Here is a 14,887-nt window from a genome sequence, read left to right on the forward strand (position 1 = left end):
CGAAGGTGGTGAAGGTCGGCGTGGTGAAACATCCCTGAACGAACGTCAGCACCGCCAGCAGCGAAGCGGGTACGGTCGAGTCCGGAAGCATCGGCGGGTCTCCTCACAGCAGGTGACGCAAGCACCGCCGATGCTTCTCTGCTGCCCAGCCCCGCGCTGCCAGATCAGGCCCCCATCACCCACACGAGCACCCCACGACGATCAACGAAAACGTCGAAAGTCGAGTTGTAGGCAGCGACGATCTTTTCGTTGGTGACTCCAGGACCTTTCTCGATACTGATGTCGGCGGTTCCCGGCTTGGGGTCGGTCGCGTTGATTCCTTGTTTGCGCAGGCATTCCGCGGTCTTCACGGCGGCGTCTTCCTCCTCCGCGGAGACCTTGTCGTCGCCCTGGTTCGGCGCGTACTTCCGGCAGACCGCGTTCGCCGCCTCGGCCTTCGGGTCCGGAACGGTGCCCGCGGGAGCGGCCACCTTGTCGGAGCCGTCCCTCAGGTCGGGGACGTCGACGCCCTGCTTCCTCATGCTCCCGGCGTAGCCGAGGGTGCCGTCCGCCTCGGTGGTGCCGGCCAGGTCGCCGCGGGTCACGGCCACGGTCGGCAACGTCGTGTCGGTCTCCTGCGTCGCCGCTTTACCGTCCCGCAGCGCGTACACCGCCACGCCTGCGCCGCCGATCGCCAGCACGGCGGTCCCGGCCAGCAGCGTCCGCCGCCTGCCACCGCGCCGGCGGCGCTGCGGCGGGGGGCTCTCCTCACTTGCGGGGGGTGCGATAGCGGAATCCAGCACCGTCAGCCTCCAGGTAGTCATTGTGGACGACGACTTGATGGTGGTCAGCCTGGCCGGAGGCCGGTTTCCGGGCGGTGACCGCACGCGTTAACCGCTTCCTTATCTTGCCGAGAAGGAGCCCGTCCCACCTGCGCCGGAAGCGCGGCAAGCACCCCGCGTCCGGTCGGTCGGCGAGGGTCCACCGGTTACGCCCTCCGCCTTGATGATCAAGCCGTCAATGATCAAATCGCCGGTCTCGCCGACGCGGCCGACACCCCGGCAGCTATTGATCAGAAACTCAAAGGGTCTCTTCGAGGGTGTAGCGGACGTGTATGCCGTGGAAGTAGCCGCGGACGACGTGGGGCCGGCGTTGGCGGCGACGGAAGAACCTGCGTGTCTCCGCTGCGAGTTGGGCCTGGTCCGGGGCCCGGCTATTACGGGGCACGCTGCGCTCGAGGTGGGCGTTGACGAGCTAGTCGGGGTTCAGCTCGGGCGGGTACGAGGGCAGGAAATGCAGCTCAACGCGGTCGGCGTGCTCATCCAGCCAGGCCCGGACCGCCTTCAAGCGATGTACTGAGTGCCGGTCCATCACGAGGTGGATCTTGCGGTCGAAGTGGCCGGTCAGGCTGGTCAGGAAGCGGCACATCACGCCCGCGTCGAAGCTCTCGGTGAACACCATGAAGTGCATGCGCCCCTTGGTGCTGATCGCTGACATCGCATCCGACTACGCCGAAGCCCTGCTCTCGCGCAGTTGAACACGGGGCCGCATTACCCGCCCGGGGGATTTAGCGGGTAGTCTCGATCGCTTATGCGTCTCGCGAACGCAGCAGCATTCCTCCGGCGGTCAGCGCACCGAGCGCCCAGAGGGCCAGTACGCCGAGGCCCTCCCAGGGACCGATCGGGAGCTGATCCACGCCGATGGTGGTCTGCACCGAAAGACCGGCCGTCATGGGGGCGATCTGCTGGAGGAATCGCTGCCAGTCGGGGTCGGTGATCACCTGGGTGAGGATCGGGAAGAAGAAGAGCAGTCCGAGCACGATCCCGATGGCCGTCGCCGAGCTCCGCACGATCAGTGCGATGCCGAGGCTGAGCAGCCCGACCAGGGCGAGATAGAGCACGGAGCCCACGGCCGCGCGCAGCATCGGACCGTTGTCCAGCGACATCCCCGGGTAACTGTGCGCCTCGGTGAAGCCCCGGCCCGGCTGGACCAGCCAGCCGATCAGCAGGGACCCGAGGACACCGACGGCGCCCGCCACCAGGATCACGGCGCTCAGGACGGTCGCCTTCGAGAGGAGGACCGTCAGGCGGCGCGGCACCGCCGCGATCGTGGTCTGCATCATGCCGGTGCTGTACTCGTTGCCGACCATCAGCACCGCGACGATCGAGACGACGACCTGGCCGACCATGACGCCGGTGAGGCTCAGCTTCGTGGCGTCCTCTCCGCAGCCCACGGCGTCGCACCGGGACGTCATCGCCACCGCCGCGCCGACCGCCAGGGTCAGGGCCACGACGCCGAGCAGCAGCCAGGTGTTGCCGGAATCCGTGCGCAGCTTCGTCCACTCCGCGCGTCCCGCGTTCCTCAAGCCCGTGGTGCTCATGCGTCCCTCCGGCGGATCAGGACCCAGGCGGCGACGAACGCGGCCGCGGCGTAGGCGCACAGGACGGCGAAGCCCGCCCACGGCGCCAGCGGGAAGTAGCCGTGCATCGGCGAGTAGACCGTGACGACCTGGTCGTAGCGCTCGACGGTCTGCTGGACGGCGAACCCGGCGGCCGGGGTGACCTTCAGCAACCAGGCCGAGGCCGCGGGGGGCAGGACGGACGCGGTGGCGAGCAGGTAGGGCAGCACCATGCCGACGACCACCACGGTGATGGTCACCGCGCTGCGTCGCAGGATGGCTCCGACCGAGAGGGCGAACACACTGGCCGCCGCGAGCAGCAGGCCCGTTCCGATGATGACCCGCACCTCGGTCGCCGTCGGCACCGTCAGCACCGGGAAGCCGTTCGCGATGGACCGCGCTCCCCCGAAGGGCACCATGACGGCGGCCGCGATCGTTCCGACGAGGAAGGCCGCGCAGCCCACCACCAGGGCTTTCGTCACCAGCACCCGGCCCCTGCTGGGGCTGGCCGCGAAGGTCACGCCGATCAGTCCACGCCGGTACTCGACGGTCATGTAGCCCGCGGCCACGACGACCATCATGATCAGGCCGGCGAACGCGCCGACGAGGAAGTTCGACACGATGCGTACGCCGCTCGCGGCCGGCCCGCCGACCACCGGCGCGATGTCGCCGGCCCCGGTGATGCTGTAGCCCGTACCGGTCGCGCTCACCTCGCCCTTGGTCGACTGGGTGTAGCTGCCGGACGTGCCGGCACCGTCACTGACCTGCCGGTCCTGCCAGCTGCCGCCGCTCCACCGGCCGGACAGCGTGGGAGCACTGAAGGTGCCGGTGGCGACAGCGGGGTTGAATCCCGTTCCGCTGCCGGTGTCCTCCGTCGCCGACGGCGAGGTGACGAACAGCCCGACCTGCGGAGACTCCGAGAGACCCGTGAGTCGCGCGGTGCCCACCTCGGTCCACTTGCTGCCGTCCGCGGACTGGTAGCCGGTGACGGTGTCACCCGTACGCTGAAGCCGGAGCCAGCGCGGCGCGTCCTGCGACACCTTGCCGGGCAGCCCGGCCGTGTCGTGCGTGAAGTTGTGCTGCATCCGCACGCCGTGGTCGCCGGTGACCATCATCGACGCGTACGGCGACCCCGGTTCGAGGGAGTCCTTGACGATGATGCCGGCCTTCGCCCAGGGTGCGAGGCCGGGCTTGGTCTTTGTGGGCGTCGTCGCGACCCGTCCGGTCAGCGAGGACACCGACACCGTGATGGCGCCGTCGCCCTTCAGCGGCTGGTGCATGAAGTAGAAGCTGTCGTTGACCGCCTGGCCGCCGGGGCCGACCGCCAGCTCCGCGGCCTGCGCGCCGCCGTTATTCTGTGCGGTGGCGAGCAGTCCGACCAGGCAGATGACGACCATCGCACCGACGCTGCTCAGCACCCAGCCGCGGACCGTCCTGAACTTCGTCCACTCGGCGTGCAGCACGCGCCCGAAGCCGCCGCGTTCCGGGCGGTGGGTGACCGGGGGCGGCGAGAGCGTCGTGGTCATCGTCCGGCCTCCTCGCTGACGACCCCGCGGTACTGCACGGCGTCGCGGGTCAGTTCCATGTACGCCTCTTCCAGCGAGGCGCGGTGCGAGGAGACCTCGGAGAACGGCACCGCGTGCGCACCGAGCACCGACACGACGCTCTCGGCGGGCAGGTCGGTGACGCTGATCGTGTCGACGCCCGTGGAACTCACCGTGGCACCGGCCCGCGCGAGCACCTCCATCGCCTGCGTACGAGCCGACGTACGCAGCGTCACACGGCCCTCGGACACGGACGCGAGCAGTTCGCGCACGCTCATGTCGGCGACGACCTTGCCGCGCCCGACGACGATCACATGGTCGGCGGAGTCCTGAAGTTCGCTCATCAGGTGGCTGGACACCAGCACGGCGCGCCCCTGCTCGGCGAGCGACGCCAGGAAGCCCCGCATCCACATGAACCCTTCGGGGTCCAGGCCGTTGAACGGCTCGTCCAGCATGAGGATCGGCGGGTCGCCGAGCAGCGCGGCGGCGATGCCCAGCCGCTGCCGCATGCCCAGGGAGAAGCCGCCTGCCTTGCGCTGGGCCACGTCCTGGAGGCCGACCCTTCGGATCACCTCGTCGACCGCGGCGGTGCCGAGCCCCTGCGAGTGGGCCAGCCACAGCAGGTGGTGGCGAGCGGTCCGGCTCGGCTGCACGGCGGCGGCGTCGAGCAGTGCGCCAACGTGCTTGAGCGGAGTGCGCAGCGACTGGTAGGACCGCCCGCCGACCAGCGCGCTGCCCTGGTCCGGCTTGTCCAGGCCGAGGATGACGCGCATCGTGGTGGACTTCCCGGCGCCGTTCGGGCCGACGAAGCCGGTGATCTGCCCCGGTCTGACGACGAACGACATGCCGTCCAGCGCCTGGGTGCTGCCGAAGCGTTTGCGAACGTCCCTGACCTCGATCATGGCGTGCGACCCGCCATTCGTCTTCTCCATGGAAAGAAGGCTAGGGAGAAGGAGGGGGTCGGGTCGTCACGGCAAGGAGCGAAGTTCCACCGTGCTCGCGTGAGGGACGAAGCAGACCGCCCCTCCCTCGTGTGAGGGAGGGGCGGTCTCCTACCTGAGGATGATGCCCAGGGGGTGGGGCATCTCGCCCCCAAGAGCTCGTACTCCTCGTACTCCGCGTACTCCGCGCCCCCGGCGGGTCCGACCATCGCCGCGATCGCAACTGCTCGTCCAGAACATAGACGCGGGTGTTGGCCATCAGCGTACCGATCGGCGGAGCACCCTGCCCCTCAGGCTCCAGGACGGCGATGCTCGCACACACCGTGGCCTCCTCCCGGCCGGTTTCCCGGGCCGCACCCTCGCCCGCGTTGTTCCGGTCCAGCCTCCCCAGCAGCTCGGTGAACGTCGGGTCGCCGGACAGATCCGCGCGCACGACCGCCGCGCCAGGGCCCTCCGTGCCCTGGGCCGCCGCATCGGCGAGGTCCGCGACCACCGTCACGTCGTCCGTCCCCGCATACCGCCCGAGCAGTACACCGAGTGCCGCGAGCGAGAGCGCCCGGGAGTGGCAATAGTTTCCAGTTGGCTGTGCCGGGGCGGGTTCCCGGCGGAGTATTCAACTGACGCCGTGTCGCAGTTGAACACCCGCGGCGGCGGCAAAGAAGCCCTCAGCCGGTTCTGCGGATTCCCGGGACGACAAGTCCCGTTTCATACGCCGCGATCACGGCCTGGGTGCGGTCTCTCAGGCCCAGTTTGGTCAGCGTACGGCTGACGTGTGACTTCACCGTCTCCTCGGTGACGACGAGGCGGGCTGCGATCTCGCCGTTGGACATGCCTTCGGCGACGAGCAGCAGCACCTCGGTCTCGCGTGCCGTGAGCGTTTTCAGACCGGGCGGCGGCTGGAGCGGGGCCTTGGCGGGCAGCTGGGTGAACTCGCTGATCAGCCGACGGGTGATGCCGGGGTCGAGCAGGGCGTCTCCGGCCGCGACGACGCGTACGGCGTCGAAGAGCCGTTCCGCGGTGGCGTCCTTGAGCAGGAAGCCGCTGGCTCCGGCGCGCAGCGCGTCGTAGACGTACTCGTCGAGGTCGAACGTCGTCAGGATGAGGACGCGTGGGGCCCGTGCCCCGTCGGGTGCGTCGCCGACAAGCTGTCGCGTGGCCTCTATGCCGTCCATCTCGGGCATGCGGATGTCCATGAGGACGACGTCCGGGGCCACCTCGCGGCTGACGCGGACCGCCTCGACGCCAGTGGTGGCGGTCTGGACGACGGTGAACTCCGGCTGGGAGTCGAGGAGCGCGGAGAACCCGGTGCGGACCACCAGGTGGTCGTCCGCGATAACGACGCGGATCGGTGCGGGCGGGGAGCTCATGTGGACCGTTCTGTCTTGGCGGGGAAACTGGCTGCGACGAGGAATCCACCGCGGTCCGCCGGACCTGTGCGGATCAGTCCGCCGACCGCGGAGACACGTTCCCGCATGCCGAGGAGGCCGAGTGCCGCGTTCGGCGTCACGAGGGGCGGCCCCGGGCCGTTGTCGCGGACGCTGAGGTGCAGGGCGTCGGAGGCGTAGTGGAGTTCCACGTCGACCGGGGCACCTCCGGCATGCTTGCGAGCGTTGGTGAGGGACTCCTGGATGACGCGGTAGGCGGCGAGCTCGGTCCCCGGTCCCAGGGGGTACGGGGCACCGCTGAGGATGAGACGTATCGAGCCGGTGGAGGCTTTGCGGGCCTCGTCGAGCAGTTCGTTGAGCTGGGTCAGGTCGGGCTGCGGCCTGCGCTCGCGTCCGGTGGCGGACTCGGTGTCGTCGCGCAGCACACCGAGCAGCCGGCGCATCTCGGTGAGGGCAGCGCGGGCGGTGTCGCCGATGCCGAGCAGCCGTTTGCCGCCTTCGGCGGGCATACCGGGAGTCGCCACGCGGGCTGTCTCGGCCTGCACCGCGATCATGGAGATGTGGTGGCCCACGACGTCGTGCAGTTCGCGGACGATACGGGCGCGCTCCGCGCGTGCCGCGTTCTCCCACTGGGTGCCGACCATGACTTCGCGAATGGCGTGCTGTTCCCGGTCGCCTTCGCCCGCGCGCCTGGAGAGACCCGCGAAGGCGGCCATCGGGGCGAGTACGGCGAGGAGCACCGTGCGCACCCGGTAGTCGGTGTCCGTGGACCCGGCGAGGGCCAGGGCGAGGAAGGGAACGGTGCTGAGCGTCGCCGCCAGGGCGTGTCCGCAGCGGCCGAGCCGGTAGTGGGCGATGAGCTGAGCGGCGAATCCCGCCAGCGTCAGCGTGTGGAAGATCGCGAGCGATCCGAAGCTCGCGACGGTCACCGTGAGCCCGGCGAGGAGGGGCCGCAGCACGGCCAGCGGCAGTGCGGTGCACAGGCACAACAGACCGATGATCATGGCGAGTTGGATGCCGCCGAGGTCACTGCCCTGGGCCGCGGTCTGGGCGGTGTCCGCGAACATCCGCGGGATGGAACCCCGGTGGGCGACCACTTCGGTGAGCGATTCGGCGACCGCGAGACCGCACAGCGACGAGAGGAACACGGCGTTGCGCGGAAGTTCCGCGGCCCGCCGTAACACCCCGGTCCAGCTGTCACGCCAGGCAGTCGCACGGTTCACGCCGGTCATTATGGCAGTCGGCCCTCCGCGCGGGCGTCCCCCGGAACAGTGATCACCCGCTCCCCCGCGCGAGGGGTGGAGCAACTTCGTCCACCAGGCGGCCACCCGGTTCTGGACCAAGCTGGAATTTCTCACCAGCTCGCCATCCTGATCGCCAGGGCCAACAACACCTACGATCTGCCGCCCGTGCGCATGCAGCTGGGACGGCTCATGGGCTGGCTCAACGTCGCCAGGTCGATGGTGCTGGCGGCCGAGGCCGCGCACGAGCAGGTCGCGGGCTCGGACGGCGTCGTCCGGATCAACCAGGAGATCGCCTCCGCCCACCGCGCCATGGCGGGTGGCCTCTATCCGAAGGTCCTCGCCGAGATCAAGATGCTGGCGGGAGGCGGACTGACCCAGCTGCCCGCCTCCGGATACGACCTGACCCACGTCGAACTCGGGCCCCTGGTCGCTAAGTACGTCCGTTCGCCCGGGCACCCCGCCGAGCAACGGATCAAGCTGATGAAGCTCGCCTGGGACGCCCTCGGCTCCGAATTCGCCTCCCGGCACGAGCAGTACGAGCGCTTCTACCACGGCGCTCCGCACGTCTACCTCCCCGGCATCGTGCGGGACGGCAACCCGGATCTGCTCGCGGCGTTCACCCAGTCCTGCCTGGACGGCTACCAGCTCGACGAACAGCCTTTCGCGGGGCGGGGGAAGGCGCATGGCAGCGCCTGACCGCTGGCGGGCGCTCGCGCTGCTCGCCTGCACGCAGTTCGTACTGATCCTCGACACCTCGATCATCAACGTCGCGGCGCCCTCGATCGGCAGTGACCTCGCCATCTCGCCCGCCGAACTCTCCTGGGTGGCCAACGCCTATCTGGTCTCCTTCGGAGGGCTGCTGCTGCTCAGCGGCCGGGCAGCGGATCTGCTCGGGCGGCGCAGGCTGTTCGTCTCGGCTCTGGGCACGCTGGCCGCCGCCTCGCTGCTTGGCGCGCTGGCCGGAAGCGCCCCGGTCCTTATCACGGCGCGCGTCGTGCAGGGCGTCGGCGCCGCGATGGCGGCCGCCGCCGCGCTCGCCCTGCTGCTGGCGCTGTTCGACGACGGACCGGAACGCCACAAGGCGCTCGGTATCTTCGCCGCGGTGGCAGGGGCCGGGGGCGCCGCCGGTACGGTGCTCGGCGGTGTCCTCACCAGCTGGCTCGGCTGGGAGTCCACCTTCGCCCTGAACGTCGTCGTGGGTCTCGGGCTGATCCTTCCGGCCCGCCGGCTGCTGCCGGCCGGGGACCGCGCCGGGGACGAGGGCGGCTTCGACCTGCCGGGCGCCGTGTTGAGCACCTGGCCCTTGGTGCGGTAGGAGTACTTCGAGTCCGGTCGCTTCAGGAGCCGGTCGGCCACGCGCGGACGCCGGGGTTCACTGTCGAGCTTGCGACGCACCTTGGACGCCAGCATGCTCATGAACGCCCTCGTCTTCGCGGCCGTGGTGGCGGTCCGTGCGATCACGCTGCGGCGCACGTGCTTGAGGACCTTCAGGAACGAGATGCGGTCAGGATCGAGCCCTTCCCCGTCGGCCAGTTCCATGATGATCCGGGTCAGGCAGTGGTGAACGACCAGGTGTGCCCACGCTTCCTGACGCGCCAGATCCGGGTCGGCGGAGCGCAGGACCTGCTGCGGTCCCCGCTGGAACGTCTTGATCTGGCGGTATGAGGATTCCGCTTCCCACCTTTCCCGGTACAGGGCCGCGAGTTCGGCTGCCGGGTACTGCTCGGGGTCGAGCAGATCGGTCAGCAGTCGGATCTCCTCGCCGCCGTCGACGCGGTACTCGACCACGCGCAGGACGACATGTCCTGGTGCCGCCCGCTTCTGCCCGGCCAGGTTCATCCGGGCCAGGTAGGTCCCGTCGGGGAGGTCTTCGATCGGCCGGGCGGCCACGCACGAGCGCGCCCGGATCAGCAGGTGGGCACCGGCGTCGGTATAGTCGCGCCACAGGGCCACGCCGGGGAAGCCCCGGTCCATGATGACCAGCATTCCGGCTGCCGACGGGGCGAGTCTGATCGCCAACTCCGGCTCCCCGCGGCAGAATCCGTCCACCGCCGCGTCGATCTGGGCATGGGTTCCGGTCTCGGCCAGCGTGACTACTCTCACCTGGGGAAACCCCGCGTCCTGCCCGCGGGCGTCCTTTATGCCGCCGAGCTGGCGCCGGTTCGCCTCCGTCTCCGGGGCGTCAAGTACGAATCCGTCCACCGCCGCCAGGCGCATCCCCTGGTAGAAGGAGACCTCCAGATCAGCGGGTGCCAGCGGTCCAGCCAGCTGTCGGAAGACCGCCTCGAGGACCTGCGGCCCCAGACGCCGCCGGGCCCTGGTGAACGAGGACTTGTTCGGAATGCTCCGGCCCAACTCCGGCATGCCGCCCACCAGATGCTCGGCTACGTCGTCATAGGAGTCCTGCTGGAACAACGCCAGCGCAAGCGTGAAATAGACCATGAACCCGGCAGGCAGCGCACCGGGCTTCTTGTCCCTGACGCCGCACTGGACCAGCGTCTCCGTGATGAGTTCCGGGGTCACCCACCGGGTCACCGCCCCCAACCGCACTTGATCGGATAAACCCACCCAGGGATGCATACCGAGTCCAACGACCACACCACCACAGCGTCACGACGAACTGCCTGTAGTGCACAAGCAATGGCATTGTGTTCCTGGCGGGAAGTGACAGACTGTCACTTCCAGACCGGTGTCGTGAGCGAAAGTGGCCAGCCCGTTCTTCCAGGCGCGTACGCGGTATCCGTTGGAGCCACCCGCGTCGGCAGTAATCATCAGGCGGGAAGCGTTCGGGTAGCGGTGCTGTCCCTCGCCGTCCCACCAGCGGCGCAGGGTGGCCACGGCGAAGGCGGCGGTGTCGCCGTCGCAGCCGACCGAGACCCAGCCGGCGTCCGCGCCGATGTCGTAGATCCCGTACGGCACCGCCTTCAACGCGCCTTTCTCGGGGAAGTCGTGGGCGCGGACCTGGACAGGCTGTCCGGCCGGGTGCCACTCCCGCCCGACGACCGCGTAGTTGCCCAGGGTCTCCTTCTTCTTGGCGTCCACGCTGATGACCGGCTGTCCGGCCTCCGTGAACTCCTTGACCCGGTCGTTGATGTAGTGGAACTGGGCGTCCCGGTCGGGGTGCCTGGCCCCCTCGGTGGTACGCGAGGTGCCCTGCAGCGAGAATCTCTCGGCCTTCAACAGGGTGGCCACCGTGTCGTGCCCGATCCGGCGCCCCTGCCGGGACAACTCCGCGGCCAGAGCACGGGTGGACTTCACCGTCCACCGCAACGGCGACTCCGGATCTCCCCGCTGCCCCGGCTCGACCAGCGCAAGCAGGGCCAGCACCAGCGCCGGATCGGCATCCCGCAGTCGCTTGCGGCCTCCGCCCACCGCCCGGACACGGCCATCGGGCTCTTCACCCTGCTCCAGCTCACGCAGCCCGCGCGACACCGTGGACGCCGCCACTCCGGCGGCCTCGGCCACCGCGCGAACCCCACCACGTCCCCGCACCCGGGCCGCGGCCCCCAGCACCAGCCGCCGCTGCCGCTCATCCAGATGCGGCATCAGCAGCCCTAACGCCTCCGCCAGCCCCGCCTCGATCCCCTCCGCCACACCCGCATCCTACGGGCCAACAGCGCCTTAAAACCGAGGAGTTATTTTTCGACAGCCCCCTGTCCGGGGAGGAGCTTCAAGCGTGCGCAATGAGGATTCGGTTGACCGACCGGGGCCACTGATTATCGCTTTGTGGAGTGCCCCCCGGTCGCGCTCCACGGCTTTCCTCAAGATGCTGATGGAGCGCGACGACATCGTCTCCCTGCACGAGCCGTTCTGCCGTCTGGCCGACTTCGGGGAGGCCGAAGTCGGCTCCCGGACAGTGCGCACCGAGGCCGACCTCATCGCGGCGATCCGTGAACTCGCCCAGGACAAGCCGGTCTTCTTCAAGGACACCACCGACTTCAGGTATCCCGGGGTCCTGTCCGACCAGGCGTTCCTGCGCGAGGTGGCGCACACGTTCATCATCCGGGACCCCCAGGAGGTGATCGCCTCGCACTATGCGCTCAACCCCGATCTGAAACGCGACGACGTCGGTTTCTCCCGGCTCCACGAGCTATATCTGGCGGTTGCGAAGGGCAGGGTTCGGATCCTCTGATGGTCGACTCGGACGATCTCCTCGACCACACCGAGGAAATCGTCCGGATCTACTGCGAGCGCACCGATCTCGCCTTCCGTCCGGACACTCTGGAGTGGGCTCCCAGAATTCCGAAGGAGTGGCAGCTGACGGAACGCTGGCCGCGCTTCTTGCAGGCGAGAGTTACCGTGCTGCCGTGACGCACCCTGTCGATGACCCGGTAGCTGGTGCCCGGGCCTGAGCGAACATTGAGGGGCAGGCGGTGAGTCACCAGGCGGCCCTTGACGCGAGCGGTGCGGCTCGAGGGCCTGTTTGGGTTCACCGTGTGCCGGTGGCTGGAGGTCGAGGGCTGCGGCGGCACGGAGTACCGGGCGGGCGCCGAGACCCGCGGGGACGGCGCGGACTGTCCAGGCGTCTGGGGGATGCCGTCGGCCGCCACGGCCGCCGAGGGAAACAGGATGAGCGTTGCCACGGCAGCCAGCAGGCCGCGCTGTACGGTGCGTCGGATCATGGGAACCTCCTACGGGTCGAACTACGGGTTACGCCGGACCGCCATACCGGAGCGTGACCATCCGCACTCGGAACGTTTCCGGCGCGGGGCGCAATGATGCTGTCCCAATGAGTTCCGGGAGGAACTGGGACGTCCCACTGACCCGCTGGAACGGCGCACCTCGCCCCCCGTTATGTTCTTCGTCGTCCTGCAAGAGGGCCGCTGACCTTCGGGAAGGGCGCCGAGGCCCGATCCATGACGAATGTCAGGGTTCAACGCTGCGTAGTCAGCACCAAGTCAGCACGGGACGGGTAATCAGGCTCCATCGGCCATATCCCAGGACCTTACGACAACAGCATTGACCTATAAACGGCTCGCGGGTTTCATGGCCTGCCACCGGCCCCGGCGGGCCGCGTCCTCCCTCGAGCAAGGCGATGATCCGTTGGCAGCAATGACCAGGGACTCGAGCAGAAGATCCCAGGCCCCCATCCAGTCCCCTCCGGCCACGATGCAGAAGTCGCTCGGCGTCTGGGGCGGTGTGGCGATCGCCGCCTCGAGCACCGCGGCCACCTCCAGCATCGGCATCGGGCTCGGCCTGATAGCCGGCATGGTCGGTCTGCATCTGCCCGCACTCATGCTGCTGGCCTTCCTCCCCATCCTGGGCATCGCAGGCGGGTACGGGCGGCTCAGCCGCGTCGAGCCCAACGCCGGCAGCAGCTACCACTGGGTCGGCCGCACCCTCAGCCCCTGGCTGGGCTTCCTCTCGGGCTGGGTCAACGTCGTCGGCCTCGGCCTCGACCCGGACTCCACGCTGCAGGCCCTGCGGGCGGTCGTCGGCCCGCTGCTGGGTGCAGTCACCCTGCTTGCCGTGGGCGGCTATCCGGCCTGGGTGTTCTACGACTCCGCCGACCACTTCGAGCTCTCCGCGGACAACGGGTGGTTCACCCTGCTCATCCCGGCCCTGATGCTCGCCTCCGGGCTGGCGGTGGCGGCCTGGGCCCGCTGGGTCCGCAAGGCCCCGTACTTCTCCCGCCGATTCGGCACCAGCCCATACTCCGACTGACCTCCTGTCCCTTGTACCCAGCGGGCCCCCGGCCCGCCGACCCACTGGAGCATCTCCCCATGCGCAAGGCCGACCTGGTCTTCACTCACGGCCCCGTCCACACCGGCGATCCCGTCCGCACCCGGGCGACCAGCCTCGCCGTCACCGGGGACCGGATCACGGCCGTCGGTCACGACGAGGTGCGGGAGCTGATCGGCCCCGGCACCGAAGTCGTCGACCTCCGCGGCAAGTTGCTCATCCCCGGCTTCCAGGACGCGCACATCCACGCCGTCTACGGCGGCGTGGAACTCGCCGAGTGCGACCTCACCGGCACTGTGGGAGTCGACGACTACCTGGCGCGTGTCCGCAACTTCGCCGACGCCCACCCCGAGCGGACCTGGATCACCGGCAGCGGCTGGTCCATGGAGAGTTTCGAAGGGGGGCTGCCCACCCGGCAGCTGCTGGACTCGGTGGTCCCCGACCGCCCGGTGTATCTGGTCAACCGTGACCACCACGGGGCCTGGGCCAACACCCGCGCGCTCGAACTGGCCGGGCTCACCAAGGAGTCCGCCGACCCGGCCGACGGCCGGATCGAGCGGGAGGCGGACGGCACGCCGAGCGGCGTGCTCCAGGAGGGGGCGACCAAACTGGTCGCGCGCCTGCTTCCCCCGAGCACCGCCGCCGACCGGCTCGCCGGCCTGCTGCGGGCGCAGAGCCTGCTGCACTCGCTGGGAATCACCGGCTGGCAGGACGCCCTGCTCGGGGTCTTCAACGGCCAGCCCGATCCCGCCGACGCATATCAGACCGCGGCCCGCGAGGGCACGCTGACGGCCAGGGTCACCGGCGCGCTGTGGTGGGAACGCGACCGCGGCGCCGAGCAGATCCCCGAGCTGGCCGCCCGCCGCAAGGAGCTGACCCACGGCAGGTTCCGGGCCGACCGGGTCAAGATCATGCAGGACGGCATCGCGGAGAACTTCACCGCCGCGATGACCAGCCCCTATCTGGACTCCTGCGGCTGCGCAACCGCCAACACCGGCCTGAGCTTCGTCGACCCGGTGGCGCTGCGCTCCCATGTCACGGAACTGGACGCCCTCGGCTTCCATGTGCACTTCCACGCCCTCGGTGACCGTGCGGTGCGCGAGGCGCTGGACGCCGTCGAGGCCGCCCGTACCGCCAACGGCCGCCGGGCCACCCGGCACCACCTCGCCCACCTCCAGGTCGTCCACCCCGACGACCTGACGCGGTTCGCCGAGGTCGGCGCGATCGCCAACATCCAGCCACTGTGGGCCGCGCACGAACCGCAGATGGACGAGCTGACCATCCCCTTCCTGGGGCCGGAACGCGCCGCCTGGCAGTACCCGTTCGGCGCCCTGCTGCGGGCCGGCGCCACCCTCGCGGCGGGCAGCGACTGGCCCGTCAGCAGCCCCGACCCGATCGCCGGAATCCATGTCGCCGTCAACCGCACGGAGCCCGACGCCACCGACGGCCGGGTCTTCCTGCCGGAGCAGCGCCTCGACCTCACCACCGCCCTCGCCGCCTACACGGCCGGTTCGGCCCACGTCAACGGCGTGGACGAGGCCGGCAGCCTGCAGGCCGGACTCCTCGCCGACCTGGTCGTGCTGGACCGCGACATCTTCACGGCCCCGCCGGAGGAGATCGCCGAGGCGAAGGTCGTACGGACGTACGTCGGAGGAGCGCTGGTCCACTCCGCGGAGTAAGAGCACAAGGCCCGGGCGTTGCCGCTGCCGCTGCC

Annotated in this window: 12 protein-coding genes and 3 pseudogenes; 6 read left to right on the plus strand and 9 right to left on the minus strand. The window is 69.6% G+C overall.

What is annotated here, in order from left to right; translation table 11 throughout:
* Positions 1 to 164: 164 nt before the first annotated feature.
* From ACWD6R_RS24480 to ACWD6R_RS24510, 7 genes are all read right to left on the minus strand, one after another.
* A complete protein-coding gene (locus tag ACWD6R_RS24480; protein ID WP_451820652.1) occupies positions 165 to 782 on the minus strand; it encodes a hypothetical protein in 618 nt (205 codons plus the stop codon).
* A gap of 451 nt (positions 783 to 1,233) precedes the next feature.
* Positions 1,234 to 1,440, minus strand: coding sequence for a transposase (locus ACWD6R_RS24485; protein WP_451820653.1), 207 nt, complete (start codon positions 1,438 to 1,440; stop codon positions 1,234 to 1,236).
* A 127-nt stretch (positions 1,441 to 1,567) separates the two neighbouring features.
* On the minus strand, positions 1,568 to 2,359 hold the full coding sequence (locus ACWD6R_RS24490; RefSeq protein ID WP_451820654.1) for an ABC transporter permease subunit: 792 nt from the start codon (positions 2,357 to 2,359) through the stop codon (positions 1,568 to 1,570).
* The gene (locus ACWD6R_RS24495) at positions 2,356 to 3,903 is read right to left on the minus strand and encodes an ABC transporter permease subunit (protein ID WP_451820655.1); all 1,548 of its coding nucleotides are present in this window, start codon (positions 3,901 to 3,903) and stop codon (positions 2,356 to 2,358) included. Before ACWD6R_RS24495 ends, ACWD6R_RS24490 begins: the two co-directional genes overlap by 4 nt.
* Positions 3,900 to 4,853, minus strand: a complete 954-nt coding sequence (locus ACWD6R_RS24500) for an ATP-binding cassette domain-containing protein (protein ID WP_451820656.1) — start codon at positions 4,851 to 4,853, stop codon at positions 3,900 to 3,902. The genes ACWD6R_RS24495 and ACWD6R_RS24500 overlap by 4 nt, the downstream gene beginning before the upstream one ends.
* Before the next feature lie 674 nt (positions 4,854 to 5,527).
* Complete coding sequence (locus ACWD6R_RS24505; RefSeq protein WP_451820657.1) at positions 5,528 to 6,229, minus strand: response regulator; 702 nt, start codon at positions 6,227 to 6,229, stop codon at positions 5,528 to 5,530.
* Positions 6,226 to 7,470: a sensor histidine kinase gene (locus ACWD6R_RS24510; RefSeq protein WP_451820658.1), complete on the minus strand. Its 1,245-nt coding sequence runs from the start codon at positions 7,468 to 7,470 to the stop codon at positions 6,226 to 6,228. The genes ACWD6R_RS24505 and ACWD6R_RS24510 overlap by 4 nt, the downstream gene beginning before the upstream one ends.
* Before the next feature lie 192 nt (positions 7,471 to 7,662).
* Between ACWD6R_RS24510 and ACWD6R_RS24515 the strand changes: the two genes are divergently transcribed.
* Positions 7,663 to 8,187 (plus strand): 4-hydroxyphenylacetate 3-hydroxylase C-terminal domain-containing protein, encoded by a 525-nt coding sequence (locus ACWD6R_RS24515; protein WP_451820689.1) that lies wholly within the window; start codon positions 7,663 to 7,665, stop codon positions 8,185 to 8,187.
* Positions 8,174 to 8,806, plus strand: coding sequence for an MFS transporter (locus tag ACWD6R_RS24520; protein WP_451820690.1), 633 nt, complete (start codon positions 8,174 to 8,176; stop codon positions 8,804 to 8,806). Before ACWD6R_RS24515 ends, ACWD6R_RS24520 begins: the two co-directional genes overlap by 14 nt.
* Positions 8,807 to 9,042: 236 nt before the next feature.
* On the opposite strand, the pseudogene ACWD6R_RS24525 reads toward ACWD6R_RS24520, so the two are convergent.
* Together ACWD6R_RS24525 and ACWD6R_RS24530 are read right to left on the minus strand one after the other, a co-directional pair.
* A pseudogene (locus ACWD6R_RS24525) lies at positions 9,043 to 10,071 on the minus strand (IS4 family transposase); the annotation flags it as partial.
* Positions 10,072 to 10,140: 69 nt separating this feature from the next.
* A pseudogene (locus tag ACWD6R_RS24530) lies at positions 10,141 to 11,037 on the minus strand (ISAzo13 family transposase); the annotation flags it as partial.
* Between the two features lie 226 nt (positions 11,038 to 11,263).
* On the opposite strand from ACWD6R_RS24530, the gene ACWD6R_RS24535 reads away from it, so the two are divergent.
* From ACWD6R_RS24535 to ACWD6R_RS24550, 4 genes and pseudogenes are all read left to right on the plus strand, one after another.
* Positions 11,264 to 11,623, plus strand: coding sequence for a hypothetical protein (locus ACWD6R_RS24535; RefSeq protein ID WP_451820659.1), 360 nt, complete (start codon positions 11,264 to 11,266; stop codon positions 11,621 to 11,623).
* Positions 11,623 to 11,802: a hypothetical protein gene (locus tag ACWD6R_RS24540; RefSeq protein ID WP_451820660.1), complete on the plus strand. Its 180-nt coding sequence runs from the start codon at positions 11,623 to 11,625 to the stop codon at positions 11,800 to 11,802. The genes ACWD6R_RS24535 and ACWD6R_RS24540 overlap by 1 nt, the downstream gene beginning before the upstream one ends.
* A 798-nt stretch (positions 11,803 to 12,600) precedes the next feature.
* Positions 12,601 to 12,969 (plus strand): annotated as a pseudogene (locus ACWD6R_RS24545) (amino acid transporter); the annotation flags it as partial.
* Positions 12,970 to 13,214: 245 nt separating this feature from the next.
* Positions 13,215 to 14,852, plus strand: coding sequence for an amidohydrolase (locus tag ACWD6R_RS24550; protein ID WP_451820661.1), 1,638 nt, complete (start codon positions 13,215 to 13,217; stop codon positions 14,850 to 14,852).
* Positions 14,853 to 14,887 lie beyond the last annotated feature (35 nt).

The sequence above is a fragment of the Streptomyces sp. NPDC005151 genome, assembly GCF_053599875.1.